The sequence below is a fragment of the Xenorhabdus cabanillasii genome (genome assembly GCF_003386665.1).
Taxonomy (GTDB): domain Bacteria; phylum Pseudomonadota; class Gammaproteobacteria; order Enterobacterales; family Enterobacteriaceae; genus Xenorhabdus; species Xenorhabdus cabanillasii.
In genome coordinates this window covers 2,427,714-2,449,699 of sequence record NZ_QTUB01000001.1, presented here as the reverse complement: position 1 = coordinate 2,449,699, position 21,986 = coordinate 2,427,714, and the positions used below count along the sequence as shown (strand labels likewise).

The 21,986-nt window shown below is 40.9% G+C and carries 17 protein-coding genes and 9 tRNA genes; 13 read left to right on the top strand and 13 right to left on the bottom strand.

Annotation, left to right across the window (positions count from 1 at the left end):
- Positions 1–3: 3 nt before the first annotated feature.
- Positions 4–1,107, top strand: coding sequence for an S-methyl-5-thioribose-1-phosphate isomerase (mtnA, locus tag BDD26_RS11785; protein ID WP_115826622.1), 1,104 nt, complete (start codon positions 4–6; stop codon positions 1,105–1,107).
- Positions 1,108–1,119: 12 nt separating this feature from the next.
- Positions 1,120–1,791, top strand: a complete 672-nt coding sequence (locus BDD26_RS11780) for an L-fuculose-phosphate aldolase (RefSeq protein ID WP_115826621.1) — start codon at positions 1,120–1,122, stop codon at positions 1,789–1,791.
- Between the two features lie 130 nt (positions 1,792–1,921).
- Here BDD26_RS11780 and BDD26_RS11775 read toward each other — a convergent pair.
- From BDD26_RS11775 to BDD26_RS11745, 7 genes are all read right to left on the bottom strand, one after another.
- Positions 1,922–1,997: transfer RNA gene (locus BDD26_RS11775), tRNA-Val, on the bottom strand.
- A 22-nt stretch (positions 1,998–2,019) separates the two neighbouring features.
- Positions 2,020–2,095: transfer RNA gene (locus BDD26_RS11770), tRNA-Lys, on the bottom strand.
- A 30-nt stretch (positions 2,096–2,125) separates the two neighbouring features.
- A tRNA-Lys gene (locus tag BDD26_RS11765) sits at positions 2,126–2,201 on the bottom strand.
- 31 nt (positions 2,202–2,232) lie between these two features.
- Positions 2,233–2,308: transfer RNA gene (locus BDD26_RS11760), tRNA-Lys, on the bottom strand.
- A 42-nt stretch (positions 2,309–2,350) separates the two neighbouring features.
- Positions 2,351–2,426, bottom strand: a tRNA-Val gene (locus tag BDD26_RS11755).
- 78 nt (positions 2,427–2,504) lie between these two features.
- A tRNA-Val gene (locus tag BDD26_RS11750) sits at positions 2,505–2,580 on the bottom strand.
- A gap of 62 nt (positions 2,581–2,642) precedes the next feature.
- A tRNA-Val gene (locus BDD26_RS11745) sits at positions 2,643–2,718 on the bottom strand.
- 281 nt (positions 2,719–2,999) lie between these two features.
- On the opposite strand from BDD26_RS11745, the gene gltX reads away from it, so the two are divergent.
- From gltX to BDD26_RS11730, 3 genes are all read left to right on the top strand, one after another.
- Complete coding sequence (gene gltX, locus BDD26_RS11740; RefSeq protein WP_115826620.1) at positions 3,000–4,415, top strand: glutamate--tRNA ligase; 1,416 nt, start codon at positions 3,000–3,002, stop codon at positions 4,413–4,415.
- Between the two features lie 186 nt (positions 4,416–4,601).
- Positions 4,602–4,677 (top strand) — tRNA-Ala (locus tag BDD26_RS11735).
- Between the two features lie 25 nt (positions 4,678–4,702).
- Positions 4,703–4,778 (top strand) — tRNA-Ala (locus BDD26_RS11730).
- Between the two features lie 88 nt (positions 4,779–4,866).
- On the opposite strand, the gene BDD26_RS11725 is transcribed toward BDD26_RS11730, so the two are convergent.
- A complete protein-coding gene (locus tag BDD26_RS11725) occupies positions 4,867–6,126 on the bottom strand; it encodes a hypothetical protein (RefSeq protein WP_115826619.1) in 1,260 nt (419 codons plus the stop codon).
- Between the two features lie 492 nt (positions 6,127–6,618).
- Between BDD26_RS11725 and BDD26_RS11720 the strand changes: the two genes are divergently transcribed.
- From BDD26_RS11720 to BDD26_RS11710, 3 genes are read left to right on the top strand one after another with little or no spacing between them, the layout of a single operon-like run.
- A complete protein-coding gene (locus BDD26_RS11720) occupies positions 6,619–6,969 on the top strand; it encodes an MATE family efflux transporter (protein ID WP_170140398.1) in 351 nt (116 codons plus the stop codon).
- Positions 6,970–7,003: 34 nt separating this feature from the next.
- Entirely contained in the window at positions 7,004–7,651 is a 648-nt protein-coding gene (locus tag BDD26_RS20830; RefSeq protein WP_147299014.1) for an MATE family efflux transporter, read from the top strand.
- A gap of 6 nt (positions 7,652–7,657) precedes the next feature.
- Positions 7,658–8,035 (top strand): VOC family protein, encoded by a 378-nt coding sequence (locus BDD26_RS11710; RefSeq protein WP_115826616.1) that lies wholly within the window; start codon positions 7,658–7,660, stop codon positions 8,033–8,035.
- Here the strand turns inward: BDD26_RS11710 and BDD26_RS11705 are convergent.
- The 4 genes from BDD26_RS11705 to zipA form a co-directional block, all read right to left on the bottom strand.
- The gene (locus BDD26_RS11705; protein ID WP_115826615.1) at positions 8,032–8,250 is read right to left on the bottom strand and encodes a DUF3820 family protein; all 219 of its coding nucleotides are present in this window, start codon (positions 8,248–8,250) and stop codon (positions 8,032–8,034) included. The two genes, BDD26_RS11710 and BDD26_RS11705, sit on opposite strands and share 4 nt — an antisense overlap.
- 50 nt (positions 8,251–8,300) lie before the next feature.
- Positions 8,301–9,491 carry a NupC/NupG family nucleoside CNT transporter gene (locus BDD26_RS11700; RefSeq protein WP_115826614.1) on the bottom strand — a complete coding sequence of 397 codons (1,191 nt, stop codon included), beginning with the start codon at positions 9,489–9,491 and terminating at the stop codon, positions 8,301–8,303.
- Positions 9,492–9,952: 461 nt separating this feature from the next.
- On the bottom strand, positions 9,953–11,986 hold the full coding sequence (gene ligA / locus BDD26_RS11690) for an NAD-dependent DNA ligase LigA (RefSeq protein ID WP_115826612.1): 2,034 nt from the start codon (positions 11,984–11,986) through the stop codon (positions 9,953–9,955).
- Between the two features lie 61 nt (positions 11,987–12,047).
- The gene (gene zipA / locus BDD26_RS11685) at positions 12,048–12,965 is read right to left on the bottom strand and encodes a cell division protein ZipA (protein ID WP_038262664.1); all 918 of its coding nucleotides are present in this window, start codon (positions 12,963–12,965) and stop codon (positions 12,048–12,050) included.
- Between the two features lie 220 nt (positions 12,966–13,185).
- Here zipA and cysZ point away from each other — a divergent pair, with 220 nt between their 5' ends.
- The 5 genes from cysZ to crr all read left to right on the top strand — a co-directional run bounded on the left by cysZ (position 13,186) and on the right by crr (position 18,253).
- Positions 13,186–13,965 (top strand): sulfate transporter CysZ, encoded by a 780-nt coding sequence (cysZ, locus tag BDD26_RS11680; RefSeq protein WP_115826611.1) that lies wholly within the window; start codon positions 13,186–13,188, stop codon positions 13,963–13,965.
- A 181-nt stretch (positions 13,966–14,146) separates the two neighbouring features.
- Positions 14,147–15,100, top strand: a complete 954-nt coding sequence (cysK, locus tag BDD26_RS11675) for a cysteine synthase A (RefSeq protein WP_115826610.1) — start codon at positions 14,147–14,149, stop codon at positions 15,098–15,100.
- Between the two features lie 456 nt (positions 15,101–15,556).
- A complete protein-coding gene (gene ptsH, locus BDD26_RS11670; protein WP_038262654.1) occupies positions 15,557–15,814 on the top strand; it encodes a phosphocarrier protein Hpr in 258 nt (85 codons plus the stop codon).
- Between the two features lie 136 nt (positions 15,815–15,950).
- Positions 15,951–17,678: a phosphoenolpyruvate-protein phosphotransferase PtsI gene (ptsI, locus tag BDD26_RS11665; RefSeq protein ID WP_115826609.1), complete on the top strand. Its 1,728-nt coding sequence runs from the start codon at positions 15,951–15,953 to the stop codon at positions 17,676–17,678.
- 65 nt (positions 17,679–17,743) lie between these two features.
- Positions 17,744–18,253, top strand: a complete 510-nt coding sequence (crr, locus tag BDD26_RS11660) for a PTS glucose transporter subunit IIA (RefSeq protein ID WP_099136254.1) — start codon at positions 17,744–17,746, stop codon at positions 18,251–18,253.
- 340 nt (positions 18,254–18,593) lie between these two features.
- On the opposite strand, the gene BDD26_RS11650 is transcribed toward crr, so the two are convergent.
- Positions 18,594–21,977: an AMP-binding protein gene (locus BDD26_RS11650; RefSeq protein ID WP_115826608.1), complete on the bottom strand. Its 3,384-nt coding sequence runs from the start codon at positions 21,975–21,977 to the stop codon at positions 18,594–18,596.
- Positions 21,978–21,986 lie beyond the last annotated feature (9 nt).

Here is a 21,986-nt window from a genome sequence, read left to right as displayed (position 1 = left end):
TAGATGAAAATTAATGGCATCCATTATCGATCTGTTTGGCTTGCTGGCGACGGATATACCGTCGAAATTTTCGATCAGACCAAACTGCCTTTTGAGTTACAAATCATTCAATTAAGCACTATGCAGGATGCTGCAACAGCGATCAAAGAAATGTGGGTACGTGGTGCCCCTTTAATTGGTGCTGTTGCTGCTTATGGTATAGCACTGGCAATGCGCCAAGATAGCAGCACTGAGAATTTGCAACTGGCTCATGACACGCTAGTCAAAACCCGGCCAACTGCTATTAATTTAAAATGGGCTTTGGATCGTTCATATCAGGTACTGCAAAATACATGCCCTCCACAGCGTAAAGAGACTGCTTATCGTATTGCCAACGAAATTGCTGATGAAGACGTCGAACTATGCCGTAAGATTGGTGAAAATGGCCTGAAAATCATACAAGGAGTCGCTGCGAATAAACCAGCAGGTGAAGTCGTGAATATATTGACTCACTGCAACGCGGGATGGCTGGCAACAGTGGATTGGGGTACTGCATTATCACCCATTTATATGGCACATGATGCAGGCATTAAAGTTCATGTTTGGGTTGATGAAACTCGTCCTCGCAATCAGGGGGGATTGACGGCTTTTGAATTAGGTTCACACGGTGTACCACATACTTTAGTCGCTGATAATGCAGGAGGTCACTTGATGCAACATGGGAAAGTGGATCTTTGTATTGTTGGCACAGACAGGACAACCGCCAGAGGAGATGTTTGCAATAAGATTGGTACCTATCTTAAGGCTCTGGCAGCCAAAGCAAATCAAGTGCCATTTTATGTTGCTTTACCATCACCGACACTGGATTTTACAGTTTGGGATGGAGTAAAAGAGATCCCTATTGAACAACGTTCAGGTGAAGAGCAATCACATGTCTATGGGCTCACTTCGGAAGGAAAACACAATTGGGTCAATACCGTTCCGCAAGGAACACGTTGTGGAAATTACGCTTTTGATGTTACACCAGCAGAATTCGTTACCGGATTAATTACAGAACGCGGGCTCTGTGATGCCAGTGCAGAAGGATTGCGCTCGCTTTTCCCTGATTTATACCAGCAGTATTCGTAATGGCTATTTTTTATGGTAAATAGAGAACATATCTGCCAGTCAATCATTGAAACTTGCCTTAAGATGAATGCACTGGGTTTAAATCAAGGAACATCAGGAAATATCAGTACTCGCTATCAGGATGGTTTTCTTATCACTCCCAGTGGTGTCCCCTATGAACTATTGACCCCAGATCAGATTGTCTACATCAAACATGACGGGGAAGCTGAACCGGATAAAGTGCCATCAAGTGAATGGCATTTTCATCTATCCTGCTATCAAGCACGCCCTGAGTTGAATACCGTTGTGCATAACCATGCTGTCAATGCAACGGCAGTTTCCATACTCAATCATTCCATCCCTGCCATTCATTATATGGTAGCGGTTACAGGAACAGATCATGTCCCTTGTATTCCCTACTCAACCTTTGGGACTCCTGAACTGGCAAAGAGCGTCAAGGAGGGAATTAAGCACAGTAAGGCACTGTTAATGCAACATCACGGCATGATCGCGATGGAAGCCAATCTGGAAAAAGCGCTATGGCTGGCAAATGAGGTGGAAATCCTGGCGAAACTTTATTTAAAAATCCTGACTGTTGTTGGAAATAATATTGGAAATGCTGCAAAAAATATTCCGACGCTCTCTTCCGAAGAGATGCAACGAATTTTGACAAAATTTAAAAGTTACGGATTAAAAACTCAGTAACAAGTTAAAAAATCAGCATTTTCTGATCTTATTGAGGGACTATGCTGTTTTTACATAATCTAATTAAAAATCAGACACAGATTTTGATTGTATATTATTTGATAGCTGGATTATAAGGAGCCGGATGAAGTGGTGGGCGATACCAGATTCGAACTGATGACCCCCTCCTTGTAAGGGAGATGCTCTACCAACTGAGCTAATCGCCCACTTCATACTGTGATACCTAAATGGTGGGTCGTGCAGGATTCGAACCTGCGACCAATTGATTAAAAGTCAACTGCTCTACCGACTGAGCTAACGACCCGATTAGGTAATTCTGATTTTGATATCTAAATGGTGGGTCGTGCAGGATTCGAACCTGCGACCAATTGATTAAAAGTCAACTGCTCTACCGACTGAGCTAACGACCCGATTAGATAATTTTGATTTTGATATTTAAGATGGTGGGTCGTGCAGGATTCGAACCTGCGACCAATTGATTAAAAGTCAACTGCTCTACCGACTGAGCTAACGACCCATCGTAAATATCGCTGTGATACTGCGGAACAATCTAATGAAGTGGTGGGCGATACCAGATTCGAACTGATGACCCCCTCCTTGTAAGGGAGATGCTCTACCAACTGAGCTAATCGCCCACTTCATGATGACTATTACTGCATGATGACTATTACTGAAAAGTGACTGTAACGACATCTATATCACTGACTTATGATTGGTGGGCGATACCAGATTCGAACTGATGACCCCCTCCTTGTAAGGGAGATGCTCTACCAACTGAGCTAATCGCCCAATCATAAAATCATTTTCATCACTACGGTTGCCACTTCCTCCAGTTTATCACTATGAGAAAATGGTGGGCGATATCGGACTCGAACCAATGGCCCCCTCCTTGTAAGGGAGATGCTCTACCAACTGAGCTAATCGCCCCGTTGTGATGGAGTCGCATTATAGGGATAGTTCGAAGTGAGTCAACGGTTTTTATTACTAAAATTTTCATTCGTCGCAAAATTACACAGAATGAAACAATTATAGTCACTATGAGTTACCATTTAAACAATGCATTTTACCTTTTCTCAATAACCTACCATCAACGCCATTGAGGAATTGAAGTCCAGTGATAAAATAACCCCCACTATTGTTATTTCAATTGTTACTTCAATCATCCAAAACGTTCTCTGAAAAGTGAAATGTAATTAAGGCAATTCCCGATGAGTAAAATAAAAACCCGTTTTGCGCCAAGTCCTACTGGCTATCTTCACGTTGGCGGCGCACGCACTGCTCTTTATTCCTGGCTATACAGTCGCCATAACAAAGGTGAATTTGTTCTGCGCATTGAAGACACTGATCTGGAGCGTTCAACTCAAGAAGCCATTGATGCGATTATGGACGGAATGAACTGGTTAAATCTGAATTGGGATGAAGGTCCTTATTATCAGACCAAACGTTTTGACCGTTATAATCAGGTTATTGATGAAATGCTGGAACAAGGTACAGCGTATCGCTGCCATTGTTCTAAAGAGCGTTTGGAACAATTACGTGAAACTCAAATGGCAAATGGCGAAAAACCTCGTTATGACGGTCGTTGCCGTGATAGTGAGTGCCAGCATAACCACGATGAACCACATGTTGTGCGTTTCCGCAACCCACAGGAAGGTTCTGTTATTTTTAATGACAGCATCCGTGGTCCGATTGAATTCAGTAACCAAGAGCTGGACGACTTGATCATTCGCCGTACTGATGGCTCACCAACTTATAACTTTTGTGTTGTTATTGATGACTGGGATATGGAAATCACTCACGTTATTCGTGGTGAAGACCACATCAATAACACACCGCGTCAAATTAATATTCTGAAAGCGCTCGGCGCACCAGTACCAGAATATGCTCATGTTTCTATGATCCTCGGTGACGATGGTAAAAAATTGTCTAAACGTCATGGTGCCGTCAGCGTGATGCAATATCGCGATGATGGCTATCTGCCGGAAGCACTTTTGAACTACCTGGTTCGTTTGGGATGGTCACATGGCGATCAGGAAATTTTCAGCGTTGAAGAAATGACCGAGCTGTTCAGCCTTGACGCTATCAGCAAATCAGCCAGCGCTTTCAACACTGAAAAGCTGCAATGGTTGAACCATCATTACATGAATACTCTGCCAGCGGAAAAAGTTGCTGTTCATTTAGCATGGCATATTAAACAACAAGGTATTGATACACGTACTGGCCCGGAACTGGTTGACCTGATTAAACTATTGGGTGAACGCTGCAAGACATTGAAAGAAATGGCCAGCACTTGCCATTATTTCTATGAAGAATTTGCAGAGTTCGATGCCGATGCTGCGAAAAAACATCTGCGGCCAGTAGCTCGTCAGCCATTAGAAGTTGTCCGTGAAAAACTGGCTGCTATTACCGAATGGACACCAGAGAACATCCATCATGCCATTCAGTCAACGGCTGACGAACTGGAAGTCGGTATGGGTAAAGTGGGCATGCCATTGCGTGTTGCGGTTACTGGTGCTGGTCAATCTCCAAGTGTTGATGTGACTATCCACGCGATTAATCAAACGCGTTCACTTTCTCGTATTGATAAAGCTCTGGCTTATATTGCCCAGCGTGAAGCGCAATAATCAGTATTAGAAAATCGGCCAAAATCAGTTATAAAGGCACACAATTTATTGTAGTGCCTTTATTTTTTATTCTTCCAACCAGACATTGATGGCTTTTTCAGCGTTTACACCGGAAATATTAATGAATCCGTTGACAGAGTTCTTCGGGTTTCATATGATGCGCTCCGTTCCACAGGATTTTGATTTGGGGCTATAGCTCAGCTGGGAGAGCGCTTGCATGGCATGCAAGAGGTCAGCGGTTCGATCCCGCTTAGCTCCACCAAATAGTTATCCTGAACCACAATTGTGGGGCTATAGCTCAGCCGGGAGAGCGCTTGCATGGCATGCAAGAGGTCAGCGGTTCGATCCCGCTTAGCTCCACCAGGATTCTGAATCCCTGAAAGCGCAAGTTTTCAGGGATTTTTCTTATAGCTGAATATAATATAGTGAAAACAACCTATCTCTTAAAGCATCAAATCATCGTAATACTTTTTATTTTCAAACTGAAAGTTCCATCCGAATAATTTGAGTCTACATCAACTTTGTTATAAAGGCCATCGTCACAATTGTTTCCATTGTTTCCATTATTGGTATTATCTCTAGAAACATCTTCGAAAATAACCCCTAGTTTTACAGAGTACATACTATCCCCTGACATACTAACAACTAGATAATAAAATCCCAGTCTCTTATTAAATGGTATTTTCTCGTATGATAAGCTAATATCATAACCACCAAATTTTGAATGGCTACTTACTAAATAGGTCGGTTTAAGTTGAATTACTTTATTGTCTTCATCTTTAATTAAAAATATAATAGCATCCCCAGCCATAAGAGATTCATATTCTGGAACAGCTACTATAAACTCTTTAACTCCAGTTTCTTTTTTAATTACTCCTCCTGGTAATATTCCAAAAATTTGTGGAGGAGGGACACTTGAATCAGAAACTTCTACAACATATGCAAATACTGTAGGTATCGCAAAATTCATTCCCAATATTTCAACAATAAATTCAATCCTTACAGACAGTGCTCTTGGATAAACACGAAATCCCACATTTCCATTTTCATCACTACTAATAACAAAGAAATCAGAAAGATTTTTTCTTTTTTGAATTTTAACAAGTTCAGGAGTTTTATTACTAACTGGAACTGTTGCTATATCAACCATTTCCAAATCATGTCTCGGATACACAGATGATATTATTATCTGTGTATTTTTTAATGGATTATTATTCTGATCAATTATTACTCCAGTATAATTAATATATTTACTATTAGGATCATCGATAGCGTTAGGTTTATGTGTCACTTCAATAATTTCCATATCTGTTTTTAATGAAATAAAGCTCCATTCGTTTATTTTTTTTGTTGTATAACTAACCGTTAGAGGCGCTATTCCCTGTACATCTGCGTCTGTATCCGAATGTGCATGAACAATGTAGCTAACTGATGTATTTGGTGACAAATTATTATCAATTGCCAACATAAATATAGCTTTTCCGGAAGTATCATCTATAAGCTTCCAATCCTCTTCCTTTGATACCACTATATTATTTTTTGGATCCTCTATTGAAATTCTTTTAATAGATTTAACTTGTGACGATTTAACCGTGACTATCAAATAACAATGCTGACCAATAATAACATCAGCACCATCTGGTATAGAAACAGTAATAGAAGATTCATCCGTTTTTTTATCAGATAAAACTGTATCTTTATCAATATTCATCTTATCACCTCAACTTGAAATAAAAATGATCTATAATGATAAAATTAATAAATATCCGTTGACAGTTGGATATTATAAAGAGCTACGTTTTTACATATAATTTATCTAAATTATGAGCCATTAAAAAGACACAATAATATATTAAACCATTACAAATCATTTGAATAATGAAAAATAGTTATCACCTGACAAGACAGTCACCGAGATTTAATTATTATTCTCAATAACAAAATTTTTTTTAAAGAAATGAGCTACCATAAAATATTACCTAAGTATAGTATTTTTATATTAAAAATTTAAAAACTTGATATAGGTATTATTCCAAAAATAAATACCGCCCTATATATTGTATCAGTTTCTACTTTATATCGATAATCAGTAAAATATTTTTCTATTTATGACCCTGTTTAATAGCATTAATTTTTCTAAATTATCAATCAGTCCAGAATTAGACTCTTCTTCGCATAATCGTTCTCTTATTTTTCAATTTTATTGTTAGCCGTTCAGTTTCTATCTCTTATTGGTATTGATAAAAATGTTGTAGATATCACAAAAGGTTACATTACTGCAATGGCACTTGGTGTGCCCGGAGTGATGATATTCAATGTGTTCCGCTCTTTATTACAGGGACTCGAAAATACAAAAGTCGCAATGTATATTTCTGGTTTTGCTTTCATTATTAACATACCACTCAACTATATCTTCATCTTTGGTAAACTTGGTATGCCAGAAATGGGGGGAGTAGGTGCCGGTATCACAACCGCAGTTATTAATAATCTCAGTGCTATTTTACTTATTGTCTACTTTTTAAAAAAGAAAGAATATAAAAAAATACAGATTTAAGTTATCCCTTAACTTCAATTCAGAACTGAAAAGATTGTTTTCAATCGGTATACCAAGTGGACTGGCACTTTTTGTTAAAATGATATTCATCAATATTATTTCACTTGGCATTGCTACTCTAGGCCCTGTGTATATTGCAGCAAGTAATATCATGTTTATTATATCTGCCATAATACTCACCATAGGTGGTGGGTTCTCCTCTGTTACAACAGTAAAAATCAGCTACTTAAATGCTAAAAAAGATTTTCCATCAACATTACGGTTTAGCCTGATCTCATTAACATTCGGGACATTGATCACGTTCATATTAGTAGCTATTTTTTGTCTATATGCCAGTTTCATTATTAGTTTGTACACTAAAGATACTCTTGTCATAGACATTGCTGTCAGTATCACAATATTTTTATTCTTTTTTCAGCTTTTTGATTCTATACACTCCATATTATCAGGTATCTTACGAAGGTTTCATGAGACTAAAATAGTATTCTACGTGCCCATTTTAGGTTACTGGTTTGTTGGGATACCTCTTGGTTTTACATTAGGACTAACGGATTTCATCACAGAAAGAATGGGAATAACTGGCTTTTGGTATGGGCTTGTTTTGGGTTTGTTTACAAACTGTATTACACTCTCAATGATATTAAATCTCAAGTTCAAAAGAAAATTGAAAAGTAATGGGTAACTCAATATGTTAACTAACATTCTTACTGATGATCTGGCAAGCACAAGCAATTTATTTGCTAATCTATTGAATTTTAATATTGAATACAAATCTGATTGGTTTATAACAATGTCTTCTGGAGCACATAGGAAAATTTCTGCTTTTTTAAGGACAAGTGAGTTTATTCCAGAACTATATCAAAAGCCTTGCCAGGGGTTGATTATCACTTTCGTCGTTAAGGATGTTGAACCCTATCTTTCAAAAGCCAAAACACTTACTCTGGAACTTGTTGAACCACCACGTGATTTGCCCTATGGTCAGCGTCGTCTTTTAATTAAAGATAAAAGTGGCGCGCTGATTGATATTTCAGCACCAACAGCTCCACTTGACCGCAATTACGGCTAGTCAGTTTTTTTCAATGGTTTTACCAATGAATCCAACCCTTCAATTTTAATTGCAAGGGTCATTTCCATTAATGCCCCCAATTTTCCTTGTGGAAATCCCTCTTTACGGGCAAACCAAAGTAAATACTCTTCAGGAAGATCGATTAACATCCGTCCTTTGTATTTACCAAATGGCATGACAGTGTTGGCGATCTCCAGCAGATTTTCTTTATTCATTATGTCAACCTCTTGAGTCATTTTATCTAAAATTCAAATTGCTAAGAAAATTAAATATTCATTACCAGCCCGGTAATTGCAGCCGACAGGAAACTCACCAATGTTGAGCCAAACAACAATTTCAGGCCAAAACGCGCGACAGTATTCCCCTGTTTTTCATTCAGACCTTTAACAGCACCGGCAACAATACCAATGGATGAGAAGTTGGCAAAGGAAACCAGGAATACAGACAGGATACCTTTTGAATGTTCACTCAATTGACCTGCAATTTCCTGTAAACTCTGCATTGCAACAAATTCATTAGAAACCAGTTTAGTCGCCATGATACTACCTACTTTCAGTGCTTCATCACTGGGAATGCCAATGATCCAGGCAAATGGATAGAAAACATACCCCAGACATTCCTGGAAAGAAATACCAAATGCCATATCAAAAACGGCGTTGATACCCGCAATCAAGGCAATAAAGCCAATCAGCATGGCCGCTACAATCAAAGCGACTTTGAAACCAGCCAGAATGTACTCGCCCAGCATTTCAAAGAAACTTTGCCCTTCATGCAGATTATTCATATGAATATCCCCTTCACTTTCAACAGAGTAAGGGTTGATAAGGGACAGAACGATAAAGGTACTGAACATATTAAGTATCAGGGCTGCTACCACATATTTTGCCTCCAGCATTGTCATGTAAGCACCTACGATAGACATAGATACCGTAGACATCGCTGTTGCCGCCATTGTGTACATCCGACGCTCAGACATTTTGTTCAATACATCTTTATAAGCAATAAAATTCTCTGATTGCCCCAGAATCAATGAGCTGACCGCATTAAACGATTCTAGTTTTCCCATTCCATTAACTTTGGACAACACAGTACCCATTGCCCGAATGATAATTGGTAGAATTTTTATATGTTGCAGGATACCGATCAAAGCAGAGATAAAGATGATAGGACAAAGTACATTCAGGAAGAAAAATGCCAGATTTGCTTCAATCATACCACCAAAAACAAAACCAGTACCTTTCGCGGCATAAGACAGCAGGTGGACAAACAAGCTGTCAAACCCTTTGACGATCCCTAATCCAGCATTAGAATTAAGAAAAAACCACGCCAGAACAAGTTCAATAGCAAGTAACTGAATAATATAACGAATACGAATATCTTTCCGGTTATTACTCGCAAAAATCGCCAAGCCGCCAATGACCACTAAAGCGAGAACAAAATGAAAAATATGAGACATAAAAAAACTCCAAACATGACGAGGTGCAAATTTATAATCGCATTTTTGCAACATACGATAATAAATAGCGATAACTATCACATTAATTTACTATAGAGCGGCAACAAATTCCTATTTAGCAAACCTGATCACACTTTAAGCCGGAATGTGGCTACTATGTATGCAAAAATATCTTATTTAAAGGCGCTATTAAGGTTTATTATCAAGAACCCCAATAGCACTTCTTTCCTGAAAATTTTCTTTTCTATACCCAATAGATTTCAAATTGCACCGCGCCAGCAAGGGAATGACAAACTCGTCGGGAACGAATTTACCAACCAAAGGCTGGCCTCCGGTGAGAGGCAGGAGACTCTCATGAATCCCCGGGAGCATAGAAAACTACTATGTGACCGGGGTGTAGTTGTAACAAAGTAGCGCAGCCAACAGAGGGGCAACTTGAAAGACAAAGGGGATATTTATTATTATTCACCTAAAAGACGAAGCATTTCTTCTTCATCAATCACAGTTATACCTAATTCTGTTGCTTTGACTAATTTAGATCCTGCTGCCTCACCCGCAATCACCAAATCTGTTTTCTTGGAAACACTGCCCGTGACTTTCGCACCCAACGCAACTAATTTATCTTTAGCATCATCCCGGGATAAACGGCTTAATGAGCCAGTCAAAACTACAGTCTTACCCGCAAATGGGCTATCGGTTTCCTCTGGTTGCGGTACTTCCACCGTTTCCCAACAGATACCAATATTATTGACGAGATCATCAATTACTACCTGGTTATGCGATTCGTTAAAGAAATTAACTACATGGCTGGCAACTACACCACCTACATCTTGTACAGCAATTAATGCTTCCGTATCTGCTGCACGCAATTTTTCCAATGTGCCAAAATGTGCAACTAAATTAGCCGCGGTTGCTTCTCCAACTTCACGAATGCCTAAAGAATAGATGAAACGGGCAAATGTGGTTTTCTTGGATTTTTCCAGAGCATTAACCACATTTTGAGCGGATTTTGGCCCCATTCGCTCAAGACCGATTAATTGCCCTGTGGTCAAACGGAAAAGATCGGCTGGTGTTTTGACATATTCCTTATCAACCAACTGTTCAATAATTTTCTCTCCCATCCCATCCACATCCATCGCACGACGGGAAACAAAGTGTCTCAGCGCTTCTTTACGTTGTGCCCCACAAAATAAGCCACCTGTACAACGCGCTACAGCCTCGCCTTCAATACGTTCAATATCAGAACCACAAACAGGACAATGCTGTGGGAAAGCCACTTCCCGGCTTTCTGTTGGTCTTTGCTCCTTTACCACACCAACAACTTGCGGAATCACATCACCTGCCCGGCGAATGATGACGGTATCTCCTATACGCAGCCCCAGACGTTCAATTTCATCCGCATTGTGTAATGTAGCGTTACTGACCGTTACACCTGCAACCTGTACTGGCTCCAGACGTGCAACTGGTGTAATCGCACCTGTGCGCCCTACCTGAAATTCGACATCACGTACGATAGTTATCTGTTCTTGTGCAGGAAACTTAAATGCGGTTGCCCAACGTGGAGCTCTGGCCACAAACCCCAATGTTTCCTGTAACTCAAGGGAGTCCACTTTAATGACAATACCATCAATGTCGAAACCCAGAATCGGGCGCTGTTGTTCTACCTCGTGGTAAAAATCCAATACTTGTTGGGTTCCCTGACATAATTTCACTTTGTCGCTAACCGGCAGCCCCCATTGTTTGAATTGCATCAGCCGCTCGTAGTGGCTTGCTGGCAACTTTTTACCTTCGAACTTTCCACCTTCAATCACACCGATGCCATAACAATAAAAAGTCAGTGGACGCTTAGCTGTAATACGTGGGTCGAGCTGGCGCAGTGATCCCGCGGCTGCATTACGAGGATTAGCAAATACTTTATTACCTGTACGGCGCGCTTCTTCATTGAGTTTTTCAAAACCCGCTTGCTTCATAAAGACTTCACCACGAATCTCAACACGTGCAGGAATATTGTCTCCTTTCAAACGCAGAGGAATCGCGCGAATTGTACGGATGTTGGCGGTAATATTTTCTCCTGTCGTACCATCTCCACGAGTCGCAGCCTGTACCAATTCGCCATTTTCATACAATAGGCTGACAGCCAGACCATCGAGTTTAAGTTCACAACAGAATGCCAATTCCCGATTGTCTTTCAGACGATCACGAACACGTTTATCAAACGCCAGATAACTTTCTTCGTCGAATACATTATCCAGAGATAACATCGGTATTTCATGACGAACCTGCTCAAATGTGGTTAATGGCGCTGCCCCGATCCGTTGGGTAGGAGAATCTGCTGTAACCAACTCTGGATGCTGTTCTTCCAGTGATTGCAACTCACGCATTAAACGATCATATTCCACATCAGGGATCTCTGGCGCATCTATAACATGATACAAATACTCATGATGGCGCAATGTTGTTCTTAGTTCGTTGATTGTTTGAATAATATTTTTCATGACTTCTCACCAGAGATGAAAAACCCCCGACTAGGCGGGGGCTTAATACTAAAAAGAGGATTTATTCCTGGGCACTGAGCGTATCACGAATACGTGCCTTATAAGTTTCGATCATTTGCGGTGTAAGCATTTTACGCTCGGCATCTAACACCACACCACCCACATCAGAAGCAATACGTTGCGCTGCCTGCAACATCAGTTTGAAATTCTGATTAGAATCGCCATAGGAAGGTACGAGCATAAACATTGAGATCCCCGGAGTGCTGAAATCTACCATACGTTCTGGATCAAATGACCCCGGCTTAACCATATTAGCCAAACTGAACAGCACCGCACCACTACCCGATGGGTTTAAGTGACGATGGAAGATATTCATATCACCAAACCGGAAACCTGATTGCAAAATGCTCTGAAGCAGTACTTCGCCATTTAACTCCTGACCGTGATGAGCAGCTACATGCAATACCAACACGGTTTCTTTTTTAGTTTGCTCAGTTTCAGTTTTCGTTGCATTTTCTGACTTTGACTGCTCCTGAACAACTTCTGTTTCCGCACCTTCTGCACTATTTTTCTCAACAGATCCAAACAGGCCAAGTTGTGATTCTTTCTGACTTTCATCAATAGCTTTCACCTTTGTCACAGACGCTTCAGGTTGTTGCTTTGAAAGTAAAGGATCAACTCCATCATCAGATGTTACTTCTGATAAATCAGGTGAATCGCGCTCAATAATCGGCTCTTCACGATGTTCATGACGAGATTTAACTGGCTCCTGAACACGTGATTTTGATGAATTATTAAACAGCTCATCGACATCATTATCCTCTAACTCTTCCCGACGCTCCTGTTTATGAGGTTTCACTGGGCGATCACGAAAGAGTGACGAACGCTCTTTACGGCTGGTCCACAACCCATGTAATAGCAAAGCTATTATGGCTATCGCACCAACAACGATTAATATCAGACGCAAATCCTGCATCATTGCTATCTCTGTTGTTTAAATTAATTGCCACCACGGCGGAATATTCTTTAGATAAGAGTATTTGTCAAATAGCACAAGTGCAAGCCTCTACAGACTTTTCTTATCATAAAGAGAGATATCTCCTGTTTTTTCGAGTGTTTTTCACACACAAAACTACTGGTCAGTGGAAAATCCTGCCTATATCATACCGCCTCAATCCTCTAAGAGAGAATAAGAAAATATGACGAATTCGAAAAAATTGCCAAAACATTTAGGCGGATTTCATTATATTGTACAAGGTTGGTATTTAATAACCCGCCCTGGCATCAAGAGATTCGTTTTATTGCCTCTACTGGCGAATATCTTACTATTCGGCAGCTCTTTCTGGTGGTTATACCAGAGGCTGGATGGCTGGATACAATGGGCGCTCGATAAAGTACCAGATTGGATACAATGGCTCAGTTATTTGTTGTGGCCACTGGCTGTTATTTTTGTGCTACTAATTTTTACCTATCTTTTCAGTATATTAGCGAATTTTATTGCTTCTCCGTTTAATGGATTATTAGCAGAAAAATTAGAGTCTCAGCTGACGGGTATCCCTGCGCCGGATACCGGTGTTCTTGACCTAATAAAAGATACTCCCCGTATTCTGAAACGTGAAATAGTTAAAATTCTCTACTATATTCCTCGCGCTATTGCCCTCTTATTGTTGTATTTTATTCCGGGTATCGGGCAGACTGCGGCTCCGGTTATCTGGTTTATTTTCAGTGCATGGATGCTGGCCATCCAATACTGTGATTACCCGTTTGATAACCATAAAGTCAGCTTTGCCAATATGCGTAATACCCTACGGCAAGACAAAATTGACAATCTCCAGTTTGGAGCCGCAGTCAGTGTATTAACTATGATCCCGATCATTAATCTGTTTATTATGCCTGTTGCCGTCTGTGGCGCTACCGCTATGTGGGTTGACCGTTATCACGCTCAGCATGTTATGGATAACCATTCCCCTCACCAATAATTACCAATACAAAAATACACAGGAATAATGAAATAGAATGAAAATACAGGGGAGTAATACAATAAATTACTAAATATTCTTTTATATAATAAGAATAGATTTAAACCTTATTTCCATTAATAAGATGTTCGCGTATGGTTAATTAATCAGAATTTAAGAGTATCTTAGGGGCAATCGGACAATGAGCAAAATTTATGAAGATAATTCGTTAACCATCGGTCACACTCCACTTGTACGCTTAAAAAATTTCGGGAATGGTCGCATTCTGGCAAAAGTAGAGTCTCGTAATCCAAGTTTCAGTGTGAAATGCCGTATTGGCGCCAACATGATTTGGGATGCAGAGAAACGTGGCATTTTGACAAAAGGCAAAGAACTTATTGAACCAACCAGCGGTAATACAGGTATCGCACTTGCTTATGTCGCAGCAGCCCGCGGCTATAAACTGACATTAACTATGCCGGAAACTATGAGCTTAGAACGCCGTAAGCTGCTAGGAGCTCTGGGGGCTAACTTAGTGTTAACCGAAGGTGCTAAAGGCATGAAAGGGGCTATCGATAAAGCGAATGAGATCCATGACAACGCGCCGGAGCGTTATGTCCTGCTACAACAGTTCAGTAATCCAGCAAACCCCGAAATTCACGAAAAAACCACCGGTCCAGAAATTTGGGAAGATACCGATGGTGATGTCGATGTTTTCGTCGCCGGCGTAGGTACAGGAGGCACGATTACTGGAGTTGCCCGTTATCTGAAAAATACGCAGGGCAAACAGGTAACTATTGTTGCCGTAGAGCCGGAAGATTCGCCTGTGATCAGCCAAAAACTTGCTGACGAAGAACTTAAACCAGGCCCACACAAAATTCAGGGGATCGGCGCAGGTTTTATCCCTGATAACCTGGATTTAACATTAGTTGACCGTGTGTTTAAAATCAGCAATGAAGAAGCGATTAAAGTTGCTCGCGAACTCACTGAAAAAGAAGGCATTCTTTCTGGTATCTCTTCAGGTGCTGCCGTTGCCGCTGCCATCAAATTATCTCAGGAAGATGAATACAAGAATAAAAATATTGTTGTCATCCTGCCTTCTTCTGCTGAACGTTACCTGAGCACAGCACTGTTTGCTGATTTGGTCACTGACTAATTTATCACCTCATTATTTTTTCAATTTTTTTGATAAAAAAGCACCGCGAGGGTGCTTTTTTGTGCATCAGATCAAAGTTTAAAACTTTCCTAGATGATTTATTCAAGTAGCTTTAGTATTTAACCAGTAATTATTTTGATGCACGAAATTAATCGCAGACAACCACAAAGGGTTCAACTCATATTTGGTTGGCATGTGTTAACATTCAATCAACAATTGAATAGCATCAAGTGTGTTAATTTTTTGATAATGATTTAATACACTTTATACCCAATAAATTTCGAGTTGTATCAAGGTTGCAAATGAATGCCGCCAATAACAATGAAACAACTTGAAAGAAAAAAAGGTACATATCATTATCGGTTTAACGGTTGTACAAGTCAGAAATAATCCAGCTAAACTAGTTTTAGCATTCTCTTGGCTTATCAACGAAATTTAAGTTATTGAGGAAATACTATGTTCCAGCAAGAAGTTACTATTACTGCACCAAATGGCCTTCACACCCGCCCTGCTGCACAGTTCGTCAAAGAAGCAAAAGGTTTTTCTTCTGATATCACTCTTACTTCCGGCGGCAAATCAGCCAGTGCGAAAAGTCTGTTTAAGTTGCAAACGCTGGGACTGACTCAAGGAACTGTCGTAACAATCTCTGCTGAAGGTGAAGATGAACAACAAGCTGTTGAACATTTAGTTAAGCTGATGGGTGAATTGGAATAATCATCCGCTTGTAAAGCCAGTCTATTTCATATCATCCAGTTCTATCCCCAGAAAAACAAAATCTGGGGATATTTAAAGCCTGCCCTCTGAAGGCGCAATGAAGAAATATAATCACCCGCAGTTAAGGTCATATAATATGATTTCAGGCATCTTAGTATCACCAGGTATTACTTTCGGTAAAGCATTATTACTGAAAGAAGATCCCATTATTATCAATCACAAAAAAATCATTCCTGAACAAGTCGAACAAGAGATCTCACGCTTTAAACAAGGGCGCAACAAAGCCTCTGCTCAATTAGAAATCATTAAAAATACAGCAGAAAAAAATTTGGGGGCAGAAAAAGCTGAAATCTTCGAAGGCCACATCATGTTGCTGGAAGATGAGGAACTGGAACAGGAAATCATTACTCTGATAAAGAAAAATCTGACTACAGCAGATGCCGCTGTTTATTCAGTGATCGAAGATCAGGCCAAAGCACTGGAAGAGCTGGATGATGAATATTTGAAAGAACGTGCTGCCGATGTTCGTGATATTGGTAAACGTCTGCTGAAAAATATTCTGGGTATGCCGATTATTGACTTAGGCTCTATCACAGAAGAAGTTATTCTGGTTGCCAATGATTTAACACCTTCAGAAACCGCACAACTTAATCTGGATAAAGTGCTAGGTTTCATTACTGACTTAGGTGGCCGCACATCTCACACCTCAATCATGGCACGTTCGTTGGAATTACCCGCAATTGTGGGTACAACCAATGCCACAACCCAAATAAAAAATGGCAATTACCTTATCTTAGATGCTGTCAATAATCACATCTACGTAGACCCATCTGACTCCGAAATTGAACAACTAAAAAAAATCAAAAGTGAATATTTGTCAGAAAAAGCAGAGCTGGCAAAACTGAAAGATCTGCCTGCTATCACGCTGGATGGTCATCAAGTGGAAGTTTGCGCCAATATCGGTACAGTTCGCGATATTACGGGGGCAGAGCGCAACGGCGCAGAAGGCGTAGGCTTATACCGCACTGAATTCTTGTTTATGGATCGTGATTCTCTGCCGACTGAAGAAGAGCAATTTGAAGCCTATAAAGCAGTCGCAGAAGCCGTTGGTAATCAGGCGGTTATTATCCGTACTATGGATATCGGTGGTGATAAAGATCTGCCTTATATGAACCTGCCCAAAGAGGAGAACCCATTCCTTGGCTGGCGTGCAATCCGAATTTGTCTTGATCGTAAAGAAATCTTACATTCTCAATTGCGTGCTATCCTGCGAGCGTCCGCATTTGGTAAACTCCGCATCATGTTCCCTATGATTATTTCAGTTGAGGAAATCCGGGAGCTGAAAGCAGAACTGATGTTGCTCAAAGATCAATTACGCAATGAAAATAAAGCGTTTGATGAATCGATTGAAGTCGGCATCATGGTAGAAACACCTGCTGCTGCAACCATTGCTAAACATCTTGCAAAAGAAGTTGACTTTTTTAGTATTGGGACAAACGATCTAACTCAGTATACTCTTGCGGTAGACCGTGGTAATGAGCTGATCTCTCATCTTTATAACCCAATGTCACCAGCAGTGTTGAGCCTTATCAAACAGGTTATTGATGCCTCACACGCAGAAGGTAAATGGACGGGTATGTGTGGAGAGCTGGCTGGAGATGAACGCGCTACACTATTGCTCTTAGGCATGGGATTGGATGAATTCAGTATGAGTGCAATATCAATTCCAAGTATTAAGAAAATCATCCGTAATGCAAATTACGATGATGCAAAAGCACTGGCAGAGCAAGCATTGACTCAGCCAACCGCACAAGAATTGATAGAGTTGGTTGACACGTTCATCAGAGAAAAAACTCTCTGCTAAGTACGTTAACCAAAATAGCACGTTAGCCAGAACACGGTCCCATTAAAACAATTAGGAGAAGATTTATGGGTCTGCTTGATAAGCTGAAATCTTTGGTTTCAGATGATAAAAAAAACAGTGGCAGTATTGAAATTATCGCCCCGTTATCAGGTGAGATAGTTAATATCGAAGATGTTCCAGATGTTGTTTTTGCTGAAAAAATTGTAGGTGATGGTATCGCCATTAAACCTACAGGCAATAAGATTGTTTCTCCTGTTGATGGCACCATTGGTAAAATCTTCGAAACTAATCACGCTTTCTCTATCGAATCAGACAGCGGGATAGAACTGTTTGTTCATTTCGGTATTGATACCGTTGAACTGAAAGGCGAAGGCTTTAAACGTATTGCCGAAGAAGGTCAGCGTGTGCAAAAAGGCGATCTGGTTTTAGAATTTGATTTGGCATTTCTGGAGGAAAGAGCTAAGTCAACCTTAACTCCTGTTGTTATTTCTAACATGGATGAAATCAAGGAGTTATCTAAATTGAATGGCGCTGTGACCGTCGGTGAATCTGTCATCATGCGCATCAAAAAGTAACAACGCCATTGATGAGCTGCATATGAATCGCCTCTGTTTTATTGGGTTAAGCAATAACGATATCTGATAAAACAGGGCGATTTTTTTATGGGTAAACAAAAAACTTAATACTTATAAAACTATTACCTGTTATACCCCCAAATACCCTGCATCAACCATTGTCCGCACCAACGGGCAAACATGAAACATCTGACAGAGCACATCAAGATAATTGACCACGATATCAATACATTACTGCTGTTTTTTTGCAGCTTTCATTCGATATCCGTCAATGCCGATGTCGCAGGAAAAAAATTTATTGATACCAGTGAACACTGGCTAAATTGGCGGCTATTAACTCCTACGATACGTCTTCTGATTTCAATGGCTTTTCCAGTACTGCGGCATCAGTTGTACAGCCTACTGGCTGTTCAGCACAGGCCGCTTCCAATACTGCACCTAATGCTGTCAAAGTCAGCAATTCCTTAATCTCTAGTTTAACGCCTCTTTTCGCTAATAATGCGACAAGGCGAATTGCTTTGATCGAATCTCCTCCCAGTTCAAGAAATGAAACAGTCAGATCCACAGACTGAGGCCAAACTGGCCTGAGAAATTCCTCATCCAGCCATAAAGGCAGATTATAGTTTTCGGCCTGTTGCTGTGTTTTTTTATCGGCTGCCTGTTTATCAGTTAATACACACTGTGCAACATCAATAAATGACCTGCGGTAAGTTTCAGCAACGGAGGTAAGCAGCGCTATATCAACCTTACCGTTAGCATTTATTGGCCAGGGTTGCACAGTGCAATACAGATTCGGCAACCAGGACTCAGCTATTTTTTCTTTTAATTTATTTTGGAATTGGTGACTTTCATGCGGGATTGGTCGATTACTGCACAAGGCAATAGTTTCATAACCCGCTATGCCTGCGGCTTCATCAATGACTAATTTCAATGCCTTTAACTGCCGATTATGATCCTCTGATTGACCAAACTGTGCCAGCACATCTTCCACGGCTTTTTCAATTTCCACCGGATGGATCCGGTGACCACGCACTTTAAACTCATCATCAATACGCCCGATACAGTGGAATATGCCTTGTTCATCCTGCACCCCTAAATCCCCTGTACGATACCAACGGCATTGTTTATCCGCACTGAACACAAATTTTGCTTCTGTCTGAACGCTATCGTTCAGATAGCCATCTGCCAGTACAGGCCCGCTAATCCAGATTTCCCCACGAAAACCACGGGGCATAATTTGCCCCCAACGATCCCTGATCGATATTTCTGCTTTACCCAGTGCTGTACCAATCGGCGTAATAAGAGCAGGCGCGTTTTTTTCTTCCTCAATGCTTGCAGAATCATTGTTTATCGAATAAATACTGTTTACTGAATAAATACAGCAGCCAACTGTAGCCTCCGTTGGCCCATATTCATTGATAATCTCACTGCCTGACGGCAAACAATCCAGGGCTTTGTTCACCAACGAAGCTGGCAGGTTTTCACCGCCGACAACAAAAGTCAGTGGGTGTTGTCTGGTGGATATACCATGCTCGATCAACAAAGACAGATGGGATGGTGTGCATTTAACACCTGTCAGAGATTCATCGGTGAGCAGAGTATGTAACAATTCAGGGTTATCACGAATATCTTGTTCATGGGGTTGGATAAATCCTCCTGACAAAACGGGCACTAAGATAGCGGTTTGCGTCAGGTCAAACCCAAAGGAAGTAAACAGAGGCGTGTTAAATGGAATTTCAGCAGCATATGCTGCTTTCGCTGCCAGCGCATAGTTAGCCAATGCAACAGAAGAAATGGCAATGCCTTTCGGTTCTCCCGTCGAGCCGGAGGTATACAGAATATAAGCCGGATTACAGGATGTATGCTGAATTTCAGAATACGATGTTGAGGAATACAACGTCGAGGCAATCTGTTCCTGAATGATCCTTTTCTGAGCGCTATCTCCCTTATGCAAAGAAATCCGCAGCAAAGGTAAATTCAGTGTCTCAGCTAAGTTTTGCTCAGCTTCGGTGTAAATACACAGGGAAGCCCCGGAATTACGGATGATAGTTAATAGTCTTTCTGTCGGGGTTGTCGTGGGGCAGACAGGCACAACCGTTACGTTTTTAATCAGACATGCCAGATAAGCCAGTACTGTTTCAGGGGTACGTCTGCCCAGGATGAGTACAGGTTTATTATCAGTATGCATATCATGCAATCGCATACTGAAACGGTGCATCCACTGTAAACCCTCATGGTAAGTAAACGCACTATTTTCTCCGTTTAGCCTAAATAAAGCGTTATCCGTATAACATTCAAATGCTTTAAGTAAATGAACACCTATTGGCTCTGCCGAACATTCGTCAGAGGTATAATGCTCTTCCGGATGATGATCGGTGTGCTCTTGTGTCATAACCTCAACCGCAATATCTACTGCATAATTAAGCACAGTTTGCAGAAAGGCATGACATTGTTCGGGTGACCATATTCTGCGGAAATCAGCTTCAATCGCCAAATAACCATCTGCAAAACGGTCATGGAGATGGATGGTAGCAAACAGAGATTCGACGGCCTGACGGTGTTCAATTATTGTTTCCGTATAACTGCTGGTTTTCTGAAATTTACCTGTTTGGTAAGAGACACCAAAAACGGGAATGATCTGCTTCCAGTCCGGTGATGCTAATTCTCCCCAACGGGTCGCGGGCGCATAACGTGAGTGTATAAGTGCTTTTTGCAAATGTTTTTGCAGGATCTGGTAACAGTCTGCGGCTGTCTGTCCATCCTGACGAAACACAGGCACCAAGACAGGTGCCACTCCCATTGAGATAGTCTGTTTCTCTTCCCTGCTCCAGCGATTACCAATAGGTGCCTGTAATAACACACAGTTGCTATCTTCAATCACCATTTGCGTATAAGCAACCGCAGTGAAAAACAATCTGAAAATAGAACCACCACTATTTTCAAAGCGGAATAATATCTCATTTTGCGATTGGGACACAGCTGCTTCTATCCGCATGGAGCGTGGTTCTGCTCCACGATAATCACCTATCGGATAACGGCGGGATATTTTTCGGACATCTGTTGGCGAAGTTTCTCCAAAAATCCCCTGCCAATACGCAGCATCTCTTTCAAAACGCCGGGAATACTCATAATTTTGTTCTTCCTCAGCATTGGAGAGTAAAAAGGATTCGGTTTGTTTGATTGCTGAATCCGGGTTTTCTTGTTCCAATTCTTTGATCAGGTGACTCTGCAATATAGCCACTCCTATCCCATCCAGCGCAGCATGGTGAGCTTTTAAAAACCAGCCTGATTGATCAGGCTGAAAACGTACAGCAAAGATCTTCACTGGTGTGAGTGATAAATCCTCTTTCACCAATAGCTGACGCTCGACCCAACATTCAAACTCTTCTTTAGGATTGGGATATTCGCTGAAATCGGCTTTCTCTACTTCTGCCCGGGGGCGATCGTGTCGAATACCGAACCATTCCATTTCTGTAGCTTCGGTTGCCAATGCTTCACTTTCTGTTTGCTGTCCATGCAACGCTTTATTAATAAATCCGATGCGAAAAATATCTTGCGTATTGCGGACGTGTTCAGCAGCACGCGCAATCCGCTCCAGAGAAATATCTCCTCGTAAACGCGTGATCCCGCCAAAATAAAATTGATACCCGGAGAGGTTATACAGCTCCATTTTAAAAATGGCCTGTTGTGACCGGGCCAATCTAAAAATTGATCGATTATTCATGATGTGACC